At 67.4% G+C, this 19,893-nt stretch carries 22 protein-coding genes; 17 read left to right on the top strand and 5 right to left on the bottom strand.

The genetic code is table 11. The annotated features are described in order from the left end of the window. Positions 1–88 precede the first annotated feature (88 nt). Both ACLIVD_RS30560 and ACLIVD_RS30555 read right to left on the bottom strand, forming a co-directional pair. Positions 89–1,432, bottom strand: coding sequence for an HNH endonuclease signature motif containing protein (locus ACLIVD_RS30560; protein ID WP_491931131.1), 1,344 nt, complete (start codon positions 1,430–1,432; stop codon positions 89–91). 51 nt (positions 1,433–1,483) lie between these two features. Next, positions 1,484–2,113 carry a TetR/AcrR family transcriptional regulator gene (locus tag ACLIVD_RS30555; protein ID WP_477953807.1) on the bottom strand — a complete coding sequence of 210 codons (630 nt, stop codon included), beginning with the start codon at positions 2,111–2,113 and terminating at the stop codon, positions 1,484–1,486. 141 nt (positions 2,114–2,254) lie between these two features. Between ACLIVD_RS30555 and ACLIVD_RS30550 the strand changes: the two genes are divergently transcribed. The 7 genes from ACLIVD_RS30550 (at position 2,255) to ACLIVD_RS30520 (ending at position 8,893) form a co-directional block, all read left to right on the top strand. Then, positions 2,255–3,400, top strand: a complete 1,146-nt coding sequence (locus tag ACLIVD_RS30550) for an acyl-CoA dehydrogenase family protein (protein ID WP_283333885.1) — start codon at positions 2,255–2,257, stop codon at positions 3,398–3,400. Positions 3,401–3,440: 40 nt separating this feature from the next. After that, a complete protein-coding gene (locus ACLIVD_RS30545; RefSeq protein WP_477953808.1) occupies positions 3,441–4,202 on the top strand; it encodes an SDR family NAD(P)-dependent oxidoreductase in 762 nt (253 codons plus the stop codon). A 44-nt stretch (positions 4,203–4,246) separates the two neighbouring features. Next, positions 4,247–4,942 (top strand): TetR/AcrR family transcriptional regulator, encoded by a 696-nt coding sequence (locus ACLIVD_RS30540; RefSeq protein WP_005569496.1) that lies wholly within the window; start codon positions 4,247–4,249, stop codon positions 4,940–4,942. Between the two features lie 123 nt (positions 4,943–5,065). Continuing rightward, positions 5,066–5,875 (top strand): SDR family oxidoreductase, encoded by an 810-nt coding sequence (locus tag ACLIVD_RS30535; RefSeq protein ID WP_283353748.1) that lies wholly within the window; start codon positions 5,066–5,068, stop codon positions 5,873–5,875. 22 nt (positions 5,876–5,897) lie between these two features. After that, positions 5,898–7,145, top strand: coding sequence for an acyl-CoA dehydrogenase family protein (locus ACLIVD_RS30530; protein WP_491931129.1), 1,248 nt, complete (start codon positions 5,898–5,900; stop codon positions 7,143–7,145). After that, complete coding sequence (fabG, locus tag ACLIVD_RS30525) at positions 7,142–7,900, top strand: 3-oxoacyl-ACP reductase FabG (protein WP_283353237.1); 759 nt, start codon at positions 7,142–7,144, stop codon at positions 7,898–7,900. Before ACLIVD_RS30530 ends, fabG begins: the two co-directional genes overlap by 4 nt. A 3-nt stretch (positions 7,901–7,903) precedes the next feature. Next, positions 7,904–8,893, top strand: coding sequence for an NADPH:quinone oxidoreductase family protein (locus ACLIVD_RS30520; RefSeq protein ID WP_283353238.1), 990 nt, complete (start codon positions 7,904–7,906; stop codon positions 8,891–8,893). Here the strand turns inward: ACLIVD_RS30520 and ACLIVD_RS30515 are convergent. Continuing rightward, positions 8,890–9,348: an SRPBCC family protein gene (locus ACLIVD_RS30515; protein ID WP_280780417.1), complete on the bottom strand. Its 459-nt coding sequence runs from the start codon at positions 9,346–9,348 to the stop codon at positions 8,890–8,892. The two genes, ACLIVD_RS30520 and ACLIVD_RS30515, sit on opposite strands and share 4 nt — an antisense overlap. Before the next feature lie 119 nt (positions 9,349–9,467). Between ACLIVD_RS30515 and ACLIVD_RS30510 the strand changes: the two genes are divergently transcribed. From ACLIVD_RS30510 to ACLIVD_RS30495, 4 genes are all read left to right on the top strand, one after another. Continuing rightward, complete coding sequence (locus tag ACLIVD_RS30510; RefSeq protein WP_007296545.1) at positions 9,468–10,088, top strand: TetR/AcrR family transcriptional regulator; 621 nt, start codon at positions 9,468–9,470, stop codon at positions 10,086–10,088. Between the two features lie 99 nt (positions 10,089–10,187). Next, positions 10,188–11,399, top strand: coding sequence for an acyl-CoA dehydrogenase family protein (locus tag ACLIVD_RS30505; RefSeq protein ID WP_491931128.1), 1,212 nt, complete (start codon positions 10,188–10,190; stop codon positions 11,397–11,399). Then, the gene (locus tag ACLIVD_RS30500; protein WP_477955573.1) at positions 11,396–12,421 is read left to right on the top strand and encodes a phosphotransferase family protein; all 1,026 of its coding nucleotides are present in this window, start codon (positions 11,396–11,398) and stop codon (positions 12,419–12,421) included. Before ACLIVD_RS30505 ends, ACLIVD_RS30500 begins: the two co-directional genes overlap by 4 nt. Beyond that, on the top strand, positions 12,418–13,155 hold the full coding sequence (locus tag ACLIVD_RS30495) for an SDR family NAD(P)-dependent oxidoreductase (RefSeq protein ID WP_317568258.1): 738 nt from the start codon (positions 12,418–12,420) through the stop codon (positions 13,153–13,155). The genes ACLIVD_RS30500 and ACLIVD_RS30495 overlap by 4 nt, the downstream gene beginning before the upstream one ends. Here ACLIVD_RS30495 and ACLIVD_RS30490 read toward each other — a convergent pair. Beyond that, complete coding sequence (locus ACLIVD_RS30490; RefSeq protein ID WP_317568259.1) at positions 13,143–13,703, bottom strand: ribulose 1,5-bisphosphate carboxylase large subunit; 561 nt, start codon at positions 13,701–13,703, stop codon at positions 13,143–13,145. The genes ACLIVD_RS30495 and ACLIVD_RS30490 overlap by 13 nt on opposite strands. 94 nt (positions 13,704–13,797) lie before the next feature. Here ACLIVD_RS30490 and ACLIVD_RS30485 point away from each other — a divergent pair, with 94 nt between their 5' ends. The 6 genes from ACLIVD_RS30485 to ACLIVD_RS30460 are packed head-to-tail and all read left to right on the top strand — an operon-like array spanning position 13,798 to position 17,608. Further along, positions 13,798–14,304, top strand: a complete 507-nt coding sequence (locus tag ACLIVD_RS30485; RefSeq protein WP_283353241.1) for a methylated-DNA--[protein]-cysteine S-methyltransferase — start codon at positions 13,798–13,800, stop codon at positions 14,302–14,304. Further along, a complete protein-coding gene (locus tag ACLIVD_RS30480; RefSeq protein WP_105423317.1) occupies positions 14,301–14,792 on the top strand; it encodes an RNA polymerase sigma factor in 492 nt (163 codons plus the stop codon). The genes ACLIVD_RS30485 and ACLIVD_RS30480 overlap by 4 nt, the downstream gene beginning before the upstream one ends. Then, entirely contained in the window at positions 14,789–15,391 is a 603-nt protein-coding gene (locus tag ACLIVD_RS30475; RefSeq protein WP_317568260.1) for a methylated-DNA--[protein]-cysteine S-methyltransferase, read from the top strand. The genes ACLIVD_RS30480 and ACLIVD_RS30475 overlap by 4 nt, the downstream gene beginning before the upstream one ends. Continuing rightward, positions 15,388–16,098, top strand: a complete 711-nt coding sequence (locus ACLIVD_RS30470) for a 2OG-Fe(II) oxygenase (RefSeq protein WP_317568261.1) — start codon at positions 15,388–15,390, stop codon at positions 16,096–16,098. Before ACLIVD_RS30475 ends, ACLIVD_RS30470 begins: the two co-directional genes overlap by 4 nt. Before the next feature lie 5 nt (positions 16,099–16,103). Beyond that, positions 16,104–16,760 carry an alpha-ketoglutarate-dependent dioxygenase AlkB family protein gene (locus ACLIVD_RS30465; protein ID WP_317568262.1) on the top strand — a complete coding sequence of 219 codons (657 nt, stop codon included), beginning with the start codon at positions 16,104–16,106 and terminating at the stop codon, positions 16,758–16,760. Beyond that, entirely contained in the window at positions 16,757–17,608 is an 852-nt protein-coding gene (locus tag ACLIVD_RS30460) for a DNA-3-methyladenine glycosylase family protein (RefSeq protein ID WP_491931127.1), read from the top strand. The genes ACLIVD_RS30465 and ACLIVD_RS30460 overlap by 4 nt, the downstream gene beginning before the upstream one ends. On the opposite strand, the gene ACLIVD_RS30455 is transcribed toward ACLIVD_RS30460, so the two are convergent. After that, on the bottom strand, positions 17,605–19,827 hold the full coding sequence (locus ACLIVD_RS30455) for an MMPL family transporter (RefSeq protein WP_491931126.1): 2,223 nt from the start codon (positions 19,825–19,827) through the stop codon (positions 17,605–17,607). The two genes, ACLIVD_RS30460 and ACLIVD_RS30455, sit on opposite strands and share 4 nt — an antisense overlap. Positions 19,828–19,893 lie beyond the last annotated feature (66 nt).

Genomic DNA, 19,893 nt, shown 5'->3' with positions numbered 1-19,893 from the left:
CCCAGTACTCGACAGGACCCCCACGGCCGCGTGCGGAGATGCTACCGCACGGGTGTGTCACTCGGTCTAGTGTGCAGCGACCCGATGTTCAGGCCGCGTGGAGGTATTCGATCAGGATGCGTTCCACTGGTGAGCTGATCTGAACCTCACGGAACGGCAACGGTTTCGGTAGTGGTGGTGCGGTTGATCGGTACCGGTGTCCGGTGGGGGTGTGGATCTCGATCTTGTGCAGTCCGCCGGGCAGTTGGTGGGGCTTGGCGTTCCACCCTGCGCCTTGTTTGGCGTAGTTGCAGGCCGCGCACAGGCCAGCGCCGTTGTGTGCGGTGGTGGGGCCCTCGTATTCGCGGGGTTGGATGTGGTCGTGATGCCGGATCGGCGCATCGCACCACGGTGTCCGGCACGTTCGATCGCGCAGATCGATCATCCTCGCCAACCCGGCGGGGAAGCAGCGGGCCTGGGACTCGGTTGCTGTCAGGGCTCCGGAGTGCGGGTTCGCGTACAGGCGGCGCAGGGCCACCCGCGCCTCGTCCCCGGTTTCCGGATCGATCGTGGCCTGGACCGCCTCATGTATCCAGTGCCCCGCGAGTGCGGCGGGGACGGGACCGTACCCCTGCACGTAGGCGGGCTCGGACCCTCGGTCGAGGAGCGCGCGGTCGGATATCACGAGGTTGACGGTGATCGGAGGTGTCGTCGCGGTGTGGGGCGTGCCGGTCACTCGGGAGACGAGGAGGTCGGCCATGATCTGCGACCGCGTTCGCTCGTCACCGGCGGCGAGGATGGAATCGGCGTCACGGGCGAGAGTCGCGTGCACCGCGACCCCCTGTGCCACCGGCAGCAGAGCGCTGACGTACGCCATGGTGTCCGGTGCGGGCCGGGAGGTGACCCGCCTGTCCGATACCGCCTTGCGGGCCCGTCGCACCATGGCCTCGGCGTCGACTTCTGCAGCGGCCGCGCGAACTTTCGCGCACACCGCCTGGTCGCCGAGCCCGTCCAATGTTGCCGGGTCGGCGCACAGCAGGTAATCGAGTGCGGTGCGGTCTTCTCGGGTGAGGCACGCGGTTTCGCGGACGAGGATCGTTGCCCCCCACTCGCTGATGACCCCTCGTTCGAGCAGCGCCAAGGTGCGGGGCATCTCGTGGACAAGAGCGGTGGCCATGCCGAGATGACGGCCACCTCGAAACGGTGAGTCCCGTCGTGCCAACGCCACCTGGTTGGCGATACCGCGCCCTCGATGTGCGACCGGCACTTGGCGGTCTGCTCGTGCGGTGCGGATGGAGGCGTCGAGGTCTGCGGTCACCCGGGCTTGCACGCCCGCACAGGCGGCTTTCACCTCTTCGAGTGTGCGAAGTACGTCGATGCGCGTCGCATCGTCGATATCCCGGTCGAGTTTCGGTAACTCGGCCAGAAATGCGGTTACCGCTGCTGCATCCACCCCGACCCCCCGGCTGCCGTCGATTCCCCCGAATCGAACGTATGTTCTAGTTTAGCCGACCCCGCGGGACCTTGGCAATACCGAGCCGGCACCCACCATGCGCATGGCGAGGTCGGCGTAGAGGTCCGCGACGGCCTCGGGCTCGGTGTAGGCGCCGGCCGGGAACCAGCGGCAGATGTCGACGCACAGAGACATGAGGGCGAGGGTGACGCCTTCGCCGTCGGGGACCGTGAATTCGCCGGATGCTGCCCCGGCGTCGACGACGGCGCGGACGATGTGGGTGATGTCACGGCGCAGTTTGACCACGTCGCGATAGTGCTCGGGCGTGAGGGCGTTGAGCTCGTACTGCACGACACGAGCCTGTGCGTGGTGCGTGGCCTGCCAGCTCGCGAAGGCGCCGATCAGCGCCTGCAGCCTCGTCGAGGGTGCCTCGTCGGGGAGGTCTGCGCTCACGACAACGTCGAGTGCCGCGGTGTGGCCTTCGTAACTGATCGCGAAGAGCAGCTCTTCCTTGGATCGGTAGTGCGGGTACATCGCGGCGGGGCTCATGTCGAGGCGGGCGGCGATCTCGCGGGTAGTGGTGCCCCCGTAACCGCTGGTCGCGAATGCGTCGACGGCTGCGGCTCGGATGCGGGCGGCAGCCTTGGAAGGGCTGATCACCTGGTTCGGTGATTCGCTCATGTCTTTCTCCATCCTCGGCTGCGCGGCTGTTGACAATACCGCGCCACGCCATCAGTATAAGCAAGCGCTTAGAAAATAAGCACACGCTTACATGCTGGAAAGCGTGGACACAGTCAGCTGGATTTCGACAAAGGAGCGGTCATGCGACGCACCCTGTACGGCCCCGATCACGAGGCATTCCGCGAATCGGCCCGGGAGTTCGTGAACCGCAACCTCCTGCCGGTGGCCGACAAGCTCATCGAGCAGCGCTTCATCGACCGCGAGATCTGGCTCGAGGCGGGCCGCAACGGATTCCTCGGCCTCGAGGTCCCCGAGGCATACGGCGGAAGCGAGGCCGGCGACTACCGGTTCAACGCGGTTCTCGCCGAGGAGCTTTCGCGGGCGAGTGCCGCCGTGTCGTCGAGCTTCGGCATTCACGCCGACGTCGTCGCGCCGTACCTCGTGCAGCTCACGACCGAGGAGCAGAAGCAGCGCTGGCTGCCCAAGTTCTGCACCGGTGAACTGCTCACCGCGATCGGCATGACCGAGCCTTCCGGTGGTTCCGACCTCGCCTCGCTCAAGACCACCGCGGTCAAGGACGGTGACGACTGGATCATCAACGGTTCCAAGACGTTCATCACGAACGGCTACAACGCCGACCTGGTGATCGTCGCGGCGCGTACCAGTCCCGAGAAGAAGTCCAAGGGCATCACCCTGTTCGCCGTCGAGACGGGCATGGAGGGCTTCGAGCGCGGCCGCAAGCTCGACAAGGTCGGCCAGCACGAGTCGGACACCGCCGAGCTGTTCTTCGAGAACGTGCGTGTGCCGTCGACGAACATCATCGGTGAGATCGACCGCGGATTCATCCACATGATGGAGATGCTGCCGCAGGAGCGTGTCGGCGCCGCCGTCTCGAACATCGCGCACGCCGCGCCGATCCTCGAGGAGACGATCCAGTACGCCAAGGACCGCAAGGCATTCGGCCAGTCCATCGGCTCGCTGCAGTGGAACAAGTTCCTCCTCGCGGACCTCGTCACCCGTGTCGAGGTCACCCAGGCCTACGTCGACAACTGCGTCGCCGCACACGCCGACGGTGAGCTCACCGCAGTGGACGCAGCGAAGGCCAAGTGGTGGACTGCTCAGGTGCAGAACGAGGTCCTCGACCACTGCGTGCAGCTGCACGGTGGCTACGGATTCATGACCGAGTACCGTGCCGCCCGTGCATGGATGGATGCCCGTGTCACCAAGATCTGGGCCGGTTCCAACGAGATCATGAAGGAACTGATCGGACGCGACCTCGGCCTCTGAACCCGTACCCCGTAGCCCGACGACAAAGGAGTCGCTTCGTATGTCCGTTCTCGACAAGTTCAGCTTGACCGATCGGGTGGTCGTCGTGACCGGTGCGTCGTCGGGCCTCGGGGTGGCGTTCGCGCAGGCCGCGGCGGAGGCCGGCGCCGACGTGGTGCTGGCAGCGCGCCGCACCGACCGTCTCGAGAAGACCGCCGAACTGGTGCGGGCCGCCGGACGTCAGGCGCTGTGCGTTGCGACGGATATCGCCGACCCGGCTCAGGCGCAGAACATGATCGACGCGGCCATGGAGAAGTTCGGCCGCGTGGACGTGCTCGTCAACAACGCCGGCGTCGGTACGGCAGTCCCCGCGACGCGGGAGACGCCGGAGCAGTTCCGGCAGGTCGTCGACATCAACCTGAACGGTTCCTACTGGGCGGCGCAGGCGGCGGGCAAGGTCATGAAGCCGGGCAGTGCGATCGTGAACATCGCGAGCGTGCTCGGTCTCACCACCGCGGGACTTCCGCAGGCCGCGTACGCCGCGAGCAAGGCCGGGGTCATCGGTCTAACCCGCGACCTGGCGCAGCAGTGGGGTGCCCGCAAGGGCATCCGGGTGAATGCGATCGCTCCCGGATTCTTCGAGACGGAGATGACGGACCAGTACCAGGACGGGTACCTCGAATCGATGAAATCGCGGCTCGTTCTCGGTCGCCTCGGTAACCCGGAGGAGCTGGCCGCGACCGTCGTCTGGCTCGCTTCGGACGCTGCCGCGTACGTCACCGGTCAGACGATCGCGGTGGACGGCGGCATCACCATCACCTGAGCGTCGGGTTGGGCGGGGCTGCCGTGCTGGCGTATAAGTAGGAAATGACCACGCGCACCGTCCATGAAGAGTGGGACGACCAGCCCGCCCCGTCGATGGCGGCCACCGATCTGTTGCGGGAGCCTCCGGCGACCCCGCGCGGTGCACGCACGCGCGCGGCGTTGGTGGCGGCCGCGCGGACGGTGTTCGAGCGGTCCGGGTACCTCGATGCCAGGCTCACCGACATCACGAAGGAAGCCAACTGCTCGACGGGGTCGTTCTACACATACTTCGACAACAAGGAACAGGTGTTCGCCGCCGTACTGGAGGTGGCGCAGGAAGACATGATGCACCCGGGCATGAAACGGGTGCAGGACACCGACGACCCGTACGCCGTCCTGGAGGCGAGTAACCGCGCCTACCTGGAGGCCTACCGGCGTAACGCCAAGTTGATGGGGCTGCTGGAGCAGGTCGCGCACATCGACCCAGCGTTCGCGGACCTGCGGCGCCAGCGGGCCGACGCGTTCATCGCGCGCAACGCGCGGGGCATCGCGGAACTGCAGGCGCGGGGCATCGCAGATAAGGAACTCGACCCGATGCTTGCCTCACGGGCGTTGTCGGGGATGGTCAGCCGGCTGGCGTACAACGTGTTCGTGGCCAGCGTGAACGGGACCGACGGCACTCCCGTCGACTTCGACGACGTCGTGTTCACCACGACGCGCATCTGGGCAAACGGGCTGAGGTTCCCCGAGCGGAGCTGAGCTCTCTCCGACGGCGTGCGCGCGTGGGGTACCCAGGTCGACGAAACTGAATCCGACACCGGGTTCAGGTGTTTTCTGTGGAAGACTGGGGCCACGTCCGTGTCCCCTCGAGGGAGGAATCTCGTGCAGGTTGCGCAGAAGGTCGCCATCGTCACCGGTGGCGGAGGTGGAATCGGCGGTGCGCTCGCGGAGCGGCTTGCCGCCGAGCGGGCCCGGGTAGTCGTCACCGATCTCGATGCCGCATCGGCCCAGGCGGTGTCGGACCGGATCAACGCGACGCGTCCGGGGGCCTCGATCGCCCGCGGTGCCGATGCGTCCGAGGACGCGCAGATCGGCTCGGTCATCGACGCCGCGGAGGAGGCGTTCGGCCCCGTCGACCTCTACTTCGCCAACGCGGGTGTCGCGGCCGGGGAGGGCCTCGAACCCGACGATGCGGTGTGGGACCTTGCCCTCGACGTGAACGTCCGAGCGCACATCCGGGCCGCACGCCGCCTGGTCCCCGGCTGGATCGAGCGCGGTGAGGGGTACTTCGTCAGCACGGCCTCGGCCGCCGGGCTGCTTACCCAGATCGGTTCCGCCCCCTACTCGGTGACCAAACATGCCGCCGTCGGATTCGCTGAATGGCTGTCCGTCACGTACGGCGACAAGGGCGTCCGCGTCAGTTGCCTGTGCCCGATGGGCGTCAACACCAAGCTGCTCACCGACGACGCCGCCCTGTCGGCCACCGCCGCACGCGCCGTCATCACCGCGGGTTCGGTGCTCGAACCGTCCGAGGTGGCCGAATGCGTGCTCGCCGCAATGGAAGCCGAACAGTTCCTGATCCTTCCGCACCCCGAAGTGCTGGAGATGTATCGGCACAAGGGCACCGACTACGACCGATGGATCCGGGGAATGCGCCGCTACCAGGCCTCGCTCCTCGCCCAGCCGTCCTGACCCGACCGCACGAGGAGTCCGCATGTCGCTGTTCGACTTATCCGATCGCGCCCGGCAATACCAGACCGATCTGCTGGAGTTCATGGATTCGCATGTGTATCCGGCGGAGGCGGTGTACGAGGAGCAGATGCGGGAGTCGGGGGATCCGCATTTCCAGCCGCCGGTGTTGGAGGAGTTGAAGGCGGAGGCGCGGCGTCGGGGGTTGTGGAATCTGTTTCATCCGCATCCGCATCCGGGGACGGGTGCGGGGTTGACGAATCTCGAGTATGCGCCGTTGGCGGAGATCATGGGGCGCAGTCATATTGCGTCGGAGGCGTGCAATTGCAATGCGCCGGATACGGGCAACATGGAGGTGCTCGAGTTGTTCGGTACGGCGGAGCACAAGGAGAAGTATCTGACGCCGTTGCTGGAGGGGACGATGGCGTCGGCGTTCGCGATGACGGAGCCGGCGGTGGCGAGTTCGGATGCGACGAATGTGCAGTTGTCGATGGTCCGGGACGGTGACGAGTATGTGCTGAACGGGCGGAAGTGGTTCGCGTCGAATGCGTTGCACCGGAATTGCCGGGTGTTGATCGTGATGGGGAAGACGGATCCGTCGGCGGCGCCGCATCGGCAGCAGTCGATGATGGTGGTGCCGATCGATGCGCCGGGGGTGACGGTGATGCGGGGGTTGCCGGTGTTCGGGTATCAGGATCGGGAGGGGCATGCGGAGATCGATTTCGCCGATGTTCGGGTGCCGGCCAAGGATGTGCTGAAGGGCGAGGGGGAGGGTTTCGCGATTTCGCAGGCGCGGTTGGGTCCGGGTCGGATTCACCATTGCATGCGGGCGATCGGGATGGCGGAGCGGGCGTTGGAGTTGATGTGTCGTCGGGCGTCGTCGCGGGTGACGTTCGGTAAGCCGGTCAGTGAGAATGCGAATGTTCAGGATTGGATTGCGGAGGCGCGGATCGAGATCGAGATGATTCGGTTGTTGACGCTGAAGGCGGCGTATCTGATGGATACGGTGGGGAACAAGGAGGCGCGGACGGAGATCGCGGCGATCAAGGTGGCGGCTCCGAATATTGCGTTGAAGATTGTGGATCGGGCGATTCAGGTGCACGGTGGGGCCGGTGTGACCGACGACTTCCCCCTCGCCATGATGTACGCCCATCTGAGGGCATTGCGTCTCGCGGACGGACCAGACGAGGTCCACAAGATGTCCATCGCGAGAAGAGAACTGCGCAAATACCGTACGAATACCGAGAACAACCAGCATGGAGGAAACAAGTGAGCCAGGAACGTAGAACCGCCATCGTCACCGGATCGGCCCGTGGAATCGGCGCCGCCGTCGCGAAGCGGCTGGCAGACGACGGCTACGCGGTCGCCGTGCTCGACCTCGACGAGTCCGCCTGCGCGGCAACCGTCGACGCGATCACGTCCGCCGGCGGCGAAGCGCTGGCCGTGGGCGCGAACGTCGCCGACGAGGCGTCGGTCGCCGCGGCGGTCGAGCGGGTGGCGACCGAACTGGGCGCCCCGACGATCCTGATCAACAACGCCGGAATCACCCGCGACAACCTGCTGTTCAAGATGACCGTCGACGACTGGGACGCGGTGATGAACGTGCACCTGCGCGGTGCGTTCCTGATGTCGCGGGCCGTGCAGAAGTACATGGTGGACGCCAAGTTCGGGCGCATCGTGAACCTCTCGAGCACCTCGGCGCTCGGTAACCGCGGGCAGGTCAACTACTCCGCCGCCAAGGCCGGTATGCAGGGCTTCACCAAGACACTGGCGTTCGAGCTGGGCAAGTTCGGGGTCACCGCCAACGCGATCGCGCCCGGCTTCATCGAGACCGAGATGACCGCCGCCACCGCCGAGCGGGTGGGTGTCGGCTTCGAGGACTTCAAGAAGGCGGCGGCGTCGCAGATCCCGGTGAACCGCGTCGGGCAGCCCGAGGACATCGCGCACACCGCATCGTTCTTCGTGAGCGAGGGCGCCGGATTCGTGTCGGGTCAGGTCGTCTACGTCGCCGGTGGACCGAAGGACTGATCGATGAAGGCGTGGCGTGTACACGAATTGGGGCAGCCGAGGGACGTTCTGACGTTCGAGGACGTCCCCGACCTCGAACCGAAGCCCGGCGAGTTGCTGGTCAAGGTGCTCTCGGCGGCCGCGAACTTCCCGGATGTGCTGTTGTGCCGCGGCGAGTACCAGATCAAGCCGCCGCTTCCGTTCACTCCCGGTGTGGAGCTGTGCGGCGAGGTGGTGGGCCTGGGGGAGGGTGTCACCGAGTTCGCCGTCGGCGACCGGGTGATCGGCATGCCGAGCCTGCCGAACGGCGGGTTCGCCGAGCTGGCCGTCATGTCCTCGGCCACCGCGTTCCCCGCTCCGGAGGCCCTCGACGACGCCGAGGCGTCGGCGCTGTCGATCGGGTACCAGACGGGATGGTTTGCGCTGCACCGCAGGACGCAGATCCAGCCCGGCGAAACGCTGCTCGTGCAGGCTGCGGCAGGCGGAGTGGGCAGCGCGGCCGTGCAGCTGGGTAAGGCGGCAGGCGCCAAGGTGATCGGCGTCGTCGGCGGGCCCGAGAAGGCGGCATATACGCGGGAACTCGGTGCCGACCTCGTGATCGATCGGCACAGCGAGGACTTCGTCCAGGCCGTGAAGGACTTCACGGACGGCCGCGGTGCCGACGTCGTGTTCGATCCGGTGGGCGGCGACTCCTACACGAAGTCGACCAAGTGCATCGCGTTCGAGGGTCGCATCATCGTGATCGGATTCGCGAGTGGCACCATCCCGTCGCCCGGGCTGAACCATGCGCTGATCAAGAACTACTCGATCATCGGGCTGCACTGGGGGCTGTACAACGCCTACAACCCCGCTGCGATCCGGGAGTGCCACAACGAGCTGACGAGGATGGCCACGGCAGGTGAGATCAAGCCGATGATCAGCGAGCGGCTCGGACTCACCGACGTCGCGGACGGCATCGCGAGACTCGGCGAGGGGACAACGGTCGGACGGCTGGCTTTCCTGCCCGGACGCTAGCGGTTGCGCTTCGCGTACAGCTCCTCGAGGTTGTGCCGCAAGGTCACCTCGGTGTTCTTCACGGCCGTTTCGACGAACGGTTCGACGATGAGACCGAGGGCCTTGCCGGCGAGACCGCCGGGGAGTTTGTACGCGAAGTCCACGCTGATCTCGGTCTTGTCCTCACCGTTTGCGGTGAACTCCCAGGTCGAGGAGTTGGCGGCGCCGTCGAGCGACGCCAGGGTGATGACCCGGTCCTGCTCCCACTCGGTGACCTCGAGCCGCGACCGCAGGGTGCTGGGGCCGATGTGGATCGCGGCGTCGAAGGTCGACTCCATCCCCTGGTCGAATTCCCCGATCGGACGGAACTCCGAGACTCCGAACATCCAGTCGGGGACCGTCCGGTAATCGTCGATGTACGCGAACGCCACGTGGATGGGGACGGCTGCGATCGCGGAGTGACGGACGTGGATCATCAGGTGGTCCCTGGCTCTCTGTCGGAGAAGGCTGTCGATCTGGGCGACCTCGTTCGACTCTAGTCAACTCCCGCGACCGCAGCAGGGGAGCGGCGGGTGCCTGTTCTACCGTAGGACCCATGACGGTAGAGGGCACCCAGCGCGGCAGTTCCTGGCGTGAGTACACCGACCAAGGCTTGTCCAAGGTTCTGGCCGCGGCGCTGGCGGCGTTTGTCGAGAAGGGGTACGACGGCGCGTCGATCCGTGAGATCGCGTCCCGCGCCGGTCTGTCGGTCCCCGGTCTCTATCACCACTACCCCTCCAAGCAGGCGCTGCTGGTGGGGTTGACGAACGCGGTGATGCGCGAACTCCTCGATCGCAGCCACGCGGCGGTGGCCGAGGCGGGTCCGACACCGGGCGAGCGGTTCGACGCGGTCATCGAGTCGTTGCTGCGGTTCCACATGTACCGGCGTGAACAGGCGTTCGTCGCGTCCCGGGAGACGCGGAGCATGGAACCGGAGAGCCGGAAGGCGTACATCGCGCTGCGCGACGAGCAGCAGGAGATGCTGGACGACATCGTCCGCGAGGGGGTGGCGGCCGGGCTGTTTCGGACACCGTTCCCGGAGGACGCGAGCCGTGCCGTCGTCACGATGTGCGTCGCGGTGTCCACCTGGTACCGGGAGGACGGGCCGCTGTCGCCCGACGAACTGGTCGAGCGGTACCTGGCGATCGCGAGGAGCACGGTCGGCGCGTCCGACTGAGTCTTGACCGGCCTTCGAAGGTGTGGAATTGTCGGGGACGACTCCGACCGAGCGAGTGATCGGTCGGTACTGGAGTCGTCGTACTGACTGGAGGTAGTTGTGGCGATCGATCTGTCCTACGCACCCGGGGTGACCGCGCTCGTCGAGAAGACCGAGGCGTTCATCCGCGAAGTCGTGCTGCCCATCGAGGACGAGCACGGCGGCGACATCACCGCTGCTGGTGGCGACACCCTGCGCGTGGAGCTGCAGAAGGCAGCCAAGGACGCCGGAGTCTTCGCCCCGCACGCACCTGTCGAGTACGGCGGGCACGGCCTGAACATGACCGATCGCGCGCCCGTCTTCGAGGCTGCGGGCTATTCGCTGTTCGGTCCGACGGCCCTGAACATCGGGGCACCCGACGAAGGCAACGTCCACATGCTCGCGCACATCGCCAGCCCCGAGCAGAAGGAGCGGTTCCTCGCCCCGCTGGCGCACGGCGACATGCGGTCGGCGTTCGCCATGACCGAGCCGTCACCCGGAGCCGGCTCGGACCCCTCGGCGCTGACCACGCGCGCCGAAAAGGTGCCGGGCGGGTGGAAGATCAACGGCCACAAGTACTTCATCACCGGCGCCGACGGCGCGGGATTCTTCATCATCTTCGCCCGCACGTCCGGCGTGCCCGGCGACCGCGGCGGCGCCACGATGTTCCTCACACCGGCCGACGCCGACGGGCTGAGGGTGGGCCGCCACATCGACACCCTCGACCGGGCGATGATCGGTGGGCACTGCGAGGTGTTCTTCGACGACCTGTTCGTCCCCGACAGCGGGGTTCTCGGCGAGGTGGACCAGGGATTCGCCTACGCCCAGGTCCGGCTCGGGCCCGCCCGGATGACACACGTCATGCGCTGGCTCGGTGCGGCGCGCCGCGGCCACGACGTCGCCGTGGCGCACGTCGCGCAGCGTGAGGGTTTCGGAGGCAAGCTGGGCGATCTGGGCATGGTCCAGAAGATGGTCGCGGACAACGAGATCGACATCGCCGCCAGCCGGGCACTGTTGACGCGGGCGTGCTGGGAACTCGATCAGGGCGGCCACGCGAGCAACTCCACGTCCATCGCCAAGACCTACGCGTCCGAGGCCATCTTCCGGATCGTCGACCGCTCCATCCAGATGTGCGGCGGTCTCGGCGTGTCCGGCGACCTACCCCTCGCCCGGCTGTCCCGCGAGGTGCGACCGTTCCGCGTCTACGACGGACCGTCCGAGGTGCACCGCTGGGCCATCGCCAAGCGTGTCGTGGGTGCCGCGAAGAAGGCCGCGCGGGAGGCGGGCGCATGAGCGAACATCGGGGGCTCGATCTCGTTGCGCTGCAAAAGTTCCTGACCGCGTCGGACGTTCCTCTCGACGGCGAGTTGCGGGCCGACCTGATCGCCGGCGGCAAGTCCAACCTCACCTACGCCATCTTCGACGACTCCTCGCGGTGGGTGCTGCGAAGGCCGCCCACCGCGGGGCTCACACCCTCGGCGCACGACGTGGCCCGCGAGTTCCGCATCACCTCGGCCCTGCAGGGCACCGACGTCCCGGTGGCCGCCACCGTCGCACTGTGCGAGGACGACAGTGTGATGGGCGCGCCGTTCACCGTGGTCGAACACGTGACGGGTCAGGTGATCCGGACCAAGTCGGATCTCGAGGCGCTGTCCGGCGACGACATCGACTCGTGCACCGACGAACTGGTCCGTGTGCTCGGCGCGTTGCACAACGTCGACTACGACGCCGTCGGCCTGGGCGAGCTCGGCCGCCCGGACGGGTACGTGGCCCGGCAGGTCACATTGTGGGCGAGCCAGTGGGGGCGGGTGAAGACGACGGACTCCGCGGACGTCGACCGCCTGCATGCCGCGCTCGTCGAATCGATTCCGCAGCAGTCGGAGTCGTCGATCGTGCACGGCGACTACCGCATCGACAACACCATCCTCGCGTCCGGCGACGTGAGCACCGTCGCGGCGGTCGTCGACTGGGAACTGTCGACCCTCGGCGACCCGCTCACCGACGTCGCCCTGATGTGCGTCTACCGGCATCCGGCTCTCGACCTGGTGCTCGGCGAACCGGCGGCCTGGACGAGCCCGCGACTGCCGTCGGCCGACGACCTCGCGCAGCGCTACACCGTGGCCTCGGGGCGCGAACTGGTCCACTGGAACTTCTACCTGGCGCTCGCGAACTTCAAACTCGCCGTCATCGCCGAGGGCATCAACCACCGCTACCGGGTCGGTGCCACCGTCGGTGAGGGTTTCGACAAGGCGGGCGACGCGGTGCCCGAATTCGTCGCGGCCGGCCTGCGCGCCCTGAAAGGACAGACCGTATGAGTCGCACCGCACTGATCACCGGCGCCTCACGTGGCATCGGACTCGGCATCGCCACCCGTCTCGCCGAACAGGGGTACGGGCTGACGATTACCGCCCGCGATCGCGATCGGCTCGAGTCCGTGGCCGCCGACCTGCGGACCGCGGGCGCGAAGGAGGTCGTCGCGGTCGCGGGTGACCTCGCCGACGAGGAATCCGCGGGACGCGTCGTCGAGGCGCACGCCGACGCGTTCGGGTCGCTCAACGCGCTGGTACTCAATGCCGGGGTCGGAACCGCAGGCCCCATCGGCGAGTTCCCCATGCGCCGATTCGACAAGAGCCTCGGAGTCAACCTGCGGGCGCCGTTCAGCCTGCTGCAGCAGTCGCTGCCGCTGCTCCGGACCGGTGCGGCGGAGAACCCGGGACGCGGGTCCAAGGTCGTGGCCCTGGCATCGATCACCGGCGTGTACGCCGAGGCGGGGCTCGCCGTCTACGGCGCGACCAAGGCCGCGCTGATCTCCCTGACCGAGACGCTGAACGTCGAGGAGTCGGGCAACGGCGTCTCCGCGACCGCGCTCGCCCCCGCGTACGTCGACACCGACATGTCCGCGTGGATCCACGACACGATCCCGCCCGAAGCGATGATCGAGGTCAACGACATCGTCGAACTCGTCGACGCCCTGCTGCGGCTGTCGTCGCGTGCGGTGGTCCCGAAGATCGTCGTGGGACGCGCCGGAACGGACGGCTACCGCGCGTAGTCCTCGTCCTCCTGGGCCTCGCCGCGCTTGCGGAAGAACTTGAACCCGGGGACGCCCTGGATCGCCTGGCGCACGCCCTGGACCTCCTCGAGGAGTTGGTGGATCTCCGGCGACACGGTGTCCAGGGTCGCCAGGATCGGCATCAGCCCCTCCATGCGCAGGGTCAGTTCGGGCAGGTGGTCCACCAACCCGATCGCGGCGTGAATCTCCTCCTCGGTGAGGTCGTCGACGAACCGCTGCGCCAGTGGGGCGGCCTTCGTCGCGAGCGGCTCGTACAGACTGATCAGCGTCTGTGCCGACGCGGATGTGTGCCCTGCCGTGGCGACGACGGTTGCCGCCGATTCCGCAACCGCGTTCGCCCTTGCCACCGCGATCTCGGCGCCGTCGCTGATTGCCTCGATGCGGGAAATCAGCACCTCGACCTGGTCCAGGAGGGTGCCGATCCGGCCGGGAAGGGAGACGACGAGTTCAGCGGTATCCGCCGACCACCGGGCGATCCCGGTGACGGTACGCACGAGGTCGCGGGTTCCGAGTTGTACGAGAGCCATCGGCCCATCCTGCCTGATGCATTCCGGACCTCACGTTTCGGTCGTGGCAGACGTCTACCTTTCAGAGGCCCGTACACCTGGAAGGATTGGCACCGTGAATGCCGACCGAGCAGCACACACAGTCATCGATTCACCGATCGGCCCCCTGACGCTGGTGAGCGTCGACGGGGTGCTGAGCGGCATCTACATGGTCGAACACCGACACCAGCCCGATCCCGCGACGTTCGGGGAACGCGACACCGCAGATTTCGACGAGGCCATCACCCAGCTCACCGAATACTTCGACGGCAGGCGCACCGAGTTCACCGTCCCGCTCGCCGCGCGAGGCACCCCGTTCCAGCAACGCGTGTGGGACGCCCTGCGCACCATCCCGTACGGCGAGACGTGGACGTACGGTCAGCTGGCCGACTCCCTCGGCACCCCGACCGCGATTCGCGCGGTGGCGGCGGCGAACGGCAGAAATCCGATCAGCATCATCGTTCCGTGCCACCGCGTCATCGGGAGCAACGGCAGCTTGACGGGGTACGCGGGCGGGCTCGACCGCAAACGGTTCCTGCTCGAACGCGAAGCGGAACGGGCGGGACTCCGGCTGAGCCGATGACCCTGAAACCGTTCGAAGACGTCGTGGCCGAGCACGGCCCGACGGTGCTGCGGGTCTGCAGGGCCGTGGTCGGCCCGGTGGACGCCGAGGACGCCTGGTCGGAGACCTTTATCGCCGCGATGCGGGCGTATCCCGACCTGCGTCCCGGGAGCAACGTCGAGGCGTGGCTGGTGACGATCGCGCACCGGAAAGCGCTCGACCACATTCGTGCGCGCGACCGGCGGCCCGTCCCCACCGACGAGCTTCCCGAGCAGACCACCGACCGCGGACTTCCCGGCGGTCACGACCCCGAGTTGTGGAACGCGGTCGGCGCCCTGCCGATGAAGCAACGGGCTGCGGTGGCGTATCACTACCTGGCCGGGCTGCCGTACACCGAGATCGCGGTGATCCTGGGCAACTCCCCGGACGCGTCGCGACGGGCCGCCGCCGACGGGATTGCGGCGCTACGCAAGACCCTCTCGATCTCTGTGAGTGGAGACATCACATGAACATCCCCGACATCGTCTATGCCCTGTCCACGTCGGACTCCGCGGTCGAGCAGAAACTGCGTGAGCGGCTCGCCGCCCTCGCCGCCGAAGCAGGTCTCCTCGACGTCGCGTACCGGACCCTCGACACCCCCGTCGGTTCGCTTCTGCTCGCCGCCACCGATCGCGGGCTGGTGCGGGTCGCCTTCCCCAACCAGGATCACGACGCCGTACTGCAGACCCTCGCCGAGCAGATCAGTCCCCGGATCCTGCGCGCACCCGCCCGGCTCGACCGGGTGGCCCACGAGATCGACGAATACTTTCTCGGTGAGCGCACGAGCTTCGACATCCCGCTGGATTTCAGGCTGTCCAAGGGATTTCGGCTCGAGGTTCTCCATCATCTTCCCGAGATCGACTACGGGCACACCGCGAGTTACGCCGCGGTCGCGGCGTCCGCGGGCAGTCCGAAGGCAGTGCGCGCGGTCGGAACCGCCTGCGCCCTCAACCCGCTCCCGGTCGTGGTTCCCTGCCACCGGGTGGTCCGCAGCGACGGCAGCATGGGGCAGTACGCGGGTGGGCCGGAGGCCAAGTCGATCCTGCTGACTTTGGAGGCAGCGGCATGACTACCTTGACGCAACGCGTCAACGATCTGGATTGGCACGGTCTCCACGCCGAGACCGATGCCGCCGGATGCGCGCAATCGGAGCAGATCCTGACTGCCGAGGAGTGCGCGCAGATCGCGGACATGTACGGGGAGGTCGAGCGTTTCCGGTCCACCGTCGACATGGCCCGGTACCGCTTCGGCTCGGGACAGTACCGGTACTTCGACTACCCGCTACCGGAGGTCGTGGCCGAACTCCGTGCGGCCTTCTACCCGAAACTGCTTCCCGTGGCACGGGACTGGGCGGTCAAGCTGAGGAATCCCTCGCCGTGGCCGGACACCCTCGACGAATGGCTGGACATGTGCCACGACGCCGGCCAGAAACGGGCGACACCCATCTTGCTCAGCTATCGCGCGAACGACTGGAACGCCCTGCACCGTGACCTCTACGGTGACCTCGTGTTCCCGTTGCAGGTGGTGATCGGCCTCGACCGTCCGGGAGTGGACCACGAGGGCGGGGAGTTCATGCTCGTCGAGCAGCGGCCCCGCGCCCAGTCCCGGGGCACAGTGACGACGCTGCAGCAGGGGCACGCGCTGATCTTCACCACCAGGGACAGACCCGTTCGCTCGACCCGCGGTTGGTCGACCGGACCGGTACGACACGGTGTCAGCACCGTTCGGCGCGGCACCCGCCGGACCCTCGGCCTGGTCCTCCACGACGCCGAGTGACCGTGATGTCCGCCTTGATACCCCGCCCCCGAACCGAGGTGGCGCCCGGCGCCGTCCACGTCCCCGATTGGCTCACGCCGGCCGAGCAACGCCACCTGGTGGCCGAATGCCGGCGCTGGGCCACCGGACCGGTCCCGATGCGGGCCGCGCAACTGCCGACGGGGCACCGCATGTCGGTGCAGACGGTGTGCCTCGGCTGGCACTGGAAGCCGTATTCCTACTCGCGCACAGCCGAGGACGCGGGCGGTGGCCGCGTGGCGCCGGTGCCCGAGTGGCTGGTCGCTCTCGGCCGGCGGGCGGTGAGTGAGGCCTACGGGCAGCCCGCCGACGGGTACACACCCGATGCGGCGCTGATCAACTTCTACGACGACACCGCGAAGATGGGCATGCACCAGGACAAGGAGGAGCGGTCCGATGCGGCCGTCGTGTCGTTGAGCATCGGCGACACGTGCACATTCCGCTTCGGCAACACCACCACCCGCACCAAGCCGTACACCGATGTCGAGTTGCTGTCGGGCGACCTCTTCGTCTTCGGTGGCGAGTCCCGGTTCGCGTATCACGGAGTACCGAAAGTGTTTCCCGGCACGAGCGATCCGGACTGCGGACTGACAACGGGCCGACTGAACATCACGCTGCGGGTGACGGGACTCGAGGACACATGAGAGTGCAACTGCCGTACCGGGGTCCGTTCACCCATGCGCCGTTGTGGGGCGCGCTCCGCGCCCACACCGTGTCCGGGCTCGAGCGACACGACCCCGACGGAACCCACACCCGGGTGGTGAACGGTCCGCACGGGCCCGCGCTCGTGTCCGTCGTCGTCCGTCCCGCCGACGGGGACGTCGAGGCGCACCTGACACCGGCGGATCCCGGAGACATCGAAGCGCTGACCGCCGCGGTCCGGCGCTGGCTCGACCTCGACGCCGATCCGGGGCCGATCGACGCCGCGTTGAGCCGGCACCCGCTCCTGGCTCCGCTGGTGGCGCTGCGTCCGGGTCTGCGGCGCCTGGGGAGCGTGGACGGGTTCGAGACGGCGGTTCTGACCATTCTCGGACAACAGGTTTCGCTGGCGGCGGCCCGGACGTTCGGCAGCCGGCTCGTGCACGCGTACGGCCGGCCGGTCCACGACGGATTCTTCGCGTTCCCCGAACCGGAGACGCTGGCGGCGCTCTCACCCGAACAGTTGCGCTCGACCCTCGGCCTCACCGGCGCCCGGGCCAGGACGGTGCTCGCGCTGGCCCAGGCCGCGTCCGGCGGTCTGCGTCTCGGCGCGGACACCGACCCGGCCGAATTCCGGGCCGGTCTGCTCGCACTGCCCGGAATCGGTCCATGGACGGCGGACTATCTGACGGTGCGGGTGCTGGCCGACCCGGACGCGTTCACACCCGACGACCTCGTCCTCAAACGCGCGCTGGGGGTCAGGACCGGCAGGCAGGCAGCGGAACTCGCCGAGCAGTGGCGACCGTGGCGGGCCTACGCGCTGTTCCACCTGTGGACGGAGGAAGCCTATTAGTCCTTGGCCTTTGCCAGCGCCGACGGCCACCAGATCTTCTTGCCGACGTCGTGGGAGAGCGCCGGGACGAGGATGCTGCGCACGATGATCGTGTCGAGCAGCACGCCGAACGCGACGGCGAAGCCGACCTCGGCGAGGAACACCAGGGGCAGCACACCCAGCACCGCGAACGTCGCGGCGAGCACGACACCGGCCGACGTGATGACGCCACCGGTCACCGCCAGCCCCCGCAGCACACCGGATTTGGTGCCGTGTTCCTCGGTTTCCTCGCGGACCCGGGTCATCAGGAAGATGTTGTAATCGATGCCGAGCGCCACGAGGAACACGAACGCGAACAGAGGAAACGCCGGATCTGCGTTCGCGAAATGGAAGACGTGGGTGAAGAAGAGTCCGCACACCCCGAGGGTGGCTGCGAACGACAGGACCACGGTGGCGATGAGGATGATGGGCGTGAGCAGGGCGCGGAGCAGGAGGGCCAGCACAACGAAGATGACGACGAGAACGATCGGGATGATCAGGTTCCGGTCGTGCACCGACGCCGTCTGCACGTCGAGCGTCGTTGCCGTGCTGCCGCCGACGAGAGCATCGGCACCGGGTACGGCGTGCGCCGCGTCGCGCAGTCGCTTCACCGTCTCGAGGGCTTCCGGGGAATCGTACGAGTCGGCGAGCGTCACGTTGACGACCATGCGCCCGTCGATCGGTGCGGCCGTGAGGAAGTCGGGTGCGCACCCCTGCCCGGCGGCCGAGGCCACCGCGGCCGGGTTGGACTTGACGAGTGCAGACAGCTTCTCGACATCGACCTGCGGGCACACCGCGCCGGGATCCGTCGACACCCCGTCCACACCGCTCACGGCCGCGATGACCGCGTCCGTCTGATCGGCATTGGTGACGATGACGGCGGGCGCGCCGGCGCCCGGATCGAACTTGGAGTCGTACAACTCCTGACCGACGACGGCGTCGGGCCGGTTGGTGAAGTTCTCCGACGACGACAGTCCGTCCGTCTTCAGACTGCCGATGCCGACCAGGAACAGCACGGCCAGCAGCACCGTCGTACCGATCCAGAGGGGACGGTCCTTGCTCCCGACCTGGGCGGCGATCCTGCCCCACAGACCGTGCGTGGTGAGGTCTGCGGCCTCGTCCACCTTCGGTTTCCGCGGCCAGAACACCCACCGCCCCGCCGCGGACAGCGCGACGGGCAGGAACGTCATCATCACGAGGTACGTGCACGCGATGCCGATCGCGGCGACCGGCCCGAGACTCTTGTTGGAGTTCAGTTCGGAGAACATCAGGCACAGCAGACCGAGGATGACGGTGACCGCCGACGCCGTGATGGCGGGGGCGGATTCCTTCCACGCCTTGATCATGGCGTCGAACCGGCTGGGATAGAAGTGCAGTTCTTCCCGATATCGGGAGATCAGGAGGAGCGCATAGTCGGTGCCCGCACCGATCACGAGGACGAACAGGATGCCCTGACTCTGTCCGGTGAGGGTGAGCACCTCCGCCTTGGCGAGGAAGTAGATGACCATCGACGCCAGGCCGAGCGCGAGGAGCGCCGAGAAGAGCGGGAAGAACCACAGCACCGGGGAGCGGTAGACCACCAGCAGGATCAGGACGACCACGAGCAGCGCGGCGCCCAGCAGTGCACCGTCGAGTCCGGCGAACGCGTCGATGAACGCCACCAGCAGGCCACCGGGACCGGCAGGAAGCACCTCGAGCCCGGCGGCCGCGTTCTTCGCGGCGGTGAGGACGTTCTCCTCGGTGGCGGCGAGCACATCGCCGGCGACCGCCGTGCCGTCCTCCTTCGCGACGAGGGGAACGAAGATCGATGCCGTGGTGCCGTCCTGGGAGAACTGTGTCTGGGCCATGCCTTCGGCGTCGACTCCGTCGACTGCCGCGATGGCGTCACGCGCCTGGGCGATCGCGGCCTTGTCCTGCTCGGTGAGCGGGGAGTCGCTGTGGAACAGCACGAATCCGGGGATGGTTTCGACGGTGAGGAACTTGGACGATTCGTTGGTGACGATCGTCGATTCGGCGGAACTCGACAGGTAGGCGGCGTTGTCGTTCTTCTGGACCTCGGTGAGCTTTCCCTGGAAGGAACCCCCGAATCCACCCGCGAAGAACGCGATGATGGCGATGGCCACGATGGTGAACGCAGGCCAGCGGTATCTGCGCGGCGTCTCGCCGCTGGTGCTCGAGTCCGTCGAATCCAACTTCGTCATGGGTTCTCCTTCGCCGCCCCCGCCAGCAGTGCGTCCCAGTACACCATGTCGAGCGCACCCGCGACA

It is taken from the genome of Rhodococcus sp. G6(2025), from assembly GCF_058628105.1.
The sequence above is the reverse complement of the archived record's forward strand: the minus strand, read 5'-3'. Positions and strand labels throughout refer to the sequence as shown.

What these genes read in the sequence shown, in the direction of transcription:
- ACLIVD_RS30555 (WP_477953807.1), bottom strand. Translation starts at nt 2,113, where the DNA reads ATGAGCGAATCACCGAACCAGGTGATCAGCCCTTCCAAGGCTGCCGCC.
- ACLIVD_RS30550 (WP_283333885.1), top strand. Translation starts at nt 2,255, where the DNA reads ATGCGACGCACCCTGTACGGCCCCGATCACGAGGCATTCCGCGAATCG.
- ACLIVD_RS30545 (WP_477953808.1), top strand. Translation starts at nt 3,441, where the DNA reads ATGTCCGTTCTCGACAAGTTCAGCTTGACCGATCGGGTGGTCGTCGTG.
- ACLIVD_RS30540 (WP_005569496.1), top strand. Translation starts at nt 4,247, where the DNA reads ATGACCACGCGCACCGTCCATGAAGAGTGGGACGACCAGCCCGCCCCG.
- ACLIVD_RS30530 (WP_491931129.1), top strand. Translation starts at nt 5,898, where the DNA reads ATGTCGCTGTTCGACTTATCCGATCGCGCCCGGCAATACCAGACCGAT.
- ACLIVD_RS30520 (WP_283353238.1), top strand. Translation starts at nt 7,904, where the DNA reads ATGAAGGCGTGGCGTGTACACGAATTGGGGCAGCCGAGGGACGTTCTG.
- ACLIVD_RS30515 (WP_280780417.1), bottom strand. Translation starts at nt 9,348, where the DNA reads ATGATCCACGTCCGTCACTCCGCGATCGCAGCCGTCCCCATCCACGTG.
- ACLIVD_RS30510 (WP_007296545.1), top strand. Translation starts at nt 9,468, where the DNA reads ATGACGGTAGAGGGCACCCAGCGCGGCAGTTCCTGGCGTGAGTACACC.
- ACLIVD_RS30500 (WP_477955573.1), top strand. Translation starts at nt 11,396, where the DNA reads ATGAGCGAACATCGGGGGCTCGATCTCGTTGCGCTGCAAAAGTTCCTG.
- ACLIVD_RS30495 (WP_317568258.1), top strand. Translation starts at nt 12,418, where the DNA reads ATGAGTCGCACCGCACTGATCACCGGCGCCTCACGTGGCATCGGACTC.
- ACLIVD_RS30490 (WP_317568259.1), bottom strand. Translation starts at nt 13,703, where the DNA reads ATGGCTCTCGTACAACTCGGAACCCGCGACCTCGTGCGTACCGTCACC.
- ACLIVD_RS30480 (WP_105423317.1), top strand. Translation starts at nt 14,301, where the DNA reads ATGACCCTGAAACCGTTCGAAGACGTCGTGGCCGAGCACGGCCCGACG.
- ACLIVD_RS30475 (WP_317568260.1), top strand. Translation starts at nt 14,789, where the DNA reads ATGAACATCCCCGACATCGTCTATGCCCTGTCCACGTCGGACTCCGCG.
- ACLIVD_RS30470 (WP_317568261.1), top strand. Translation starts at nt 15,388, where the DNA reads ATGACTACCTTGACGCAACGCGTCAACGATCTGGATTGGCACGGTCTC.
- ACLIVD_RS30465 (WP_317568262.1), top strand. Translation starts at nt 16,104, where the DNA reads ATGTCCGCCTTGATACCCCGCCCCCGAACCGAGGTGGCGCCCGGCGCC.
- ACLIVD_RS30460 (WP_491931127.1), top strand. Translation starts at nt 16,757, where the DNA reads ATGAGAGTGCAACTGCCGTACCGGGGTCCGTTCACCCATGCGCCGTTG.
- ACLIVD_RS30455 (WP_491931126.1), bottom strand. Translation starts at nt 19,827, where the DNA reads ATGACGAAGTTGGATTCGACGGACTCGAGCACCAGCGGCGAGACGCCG.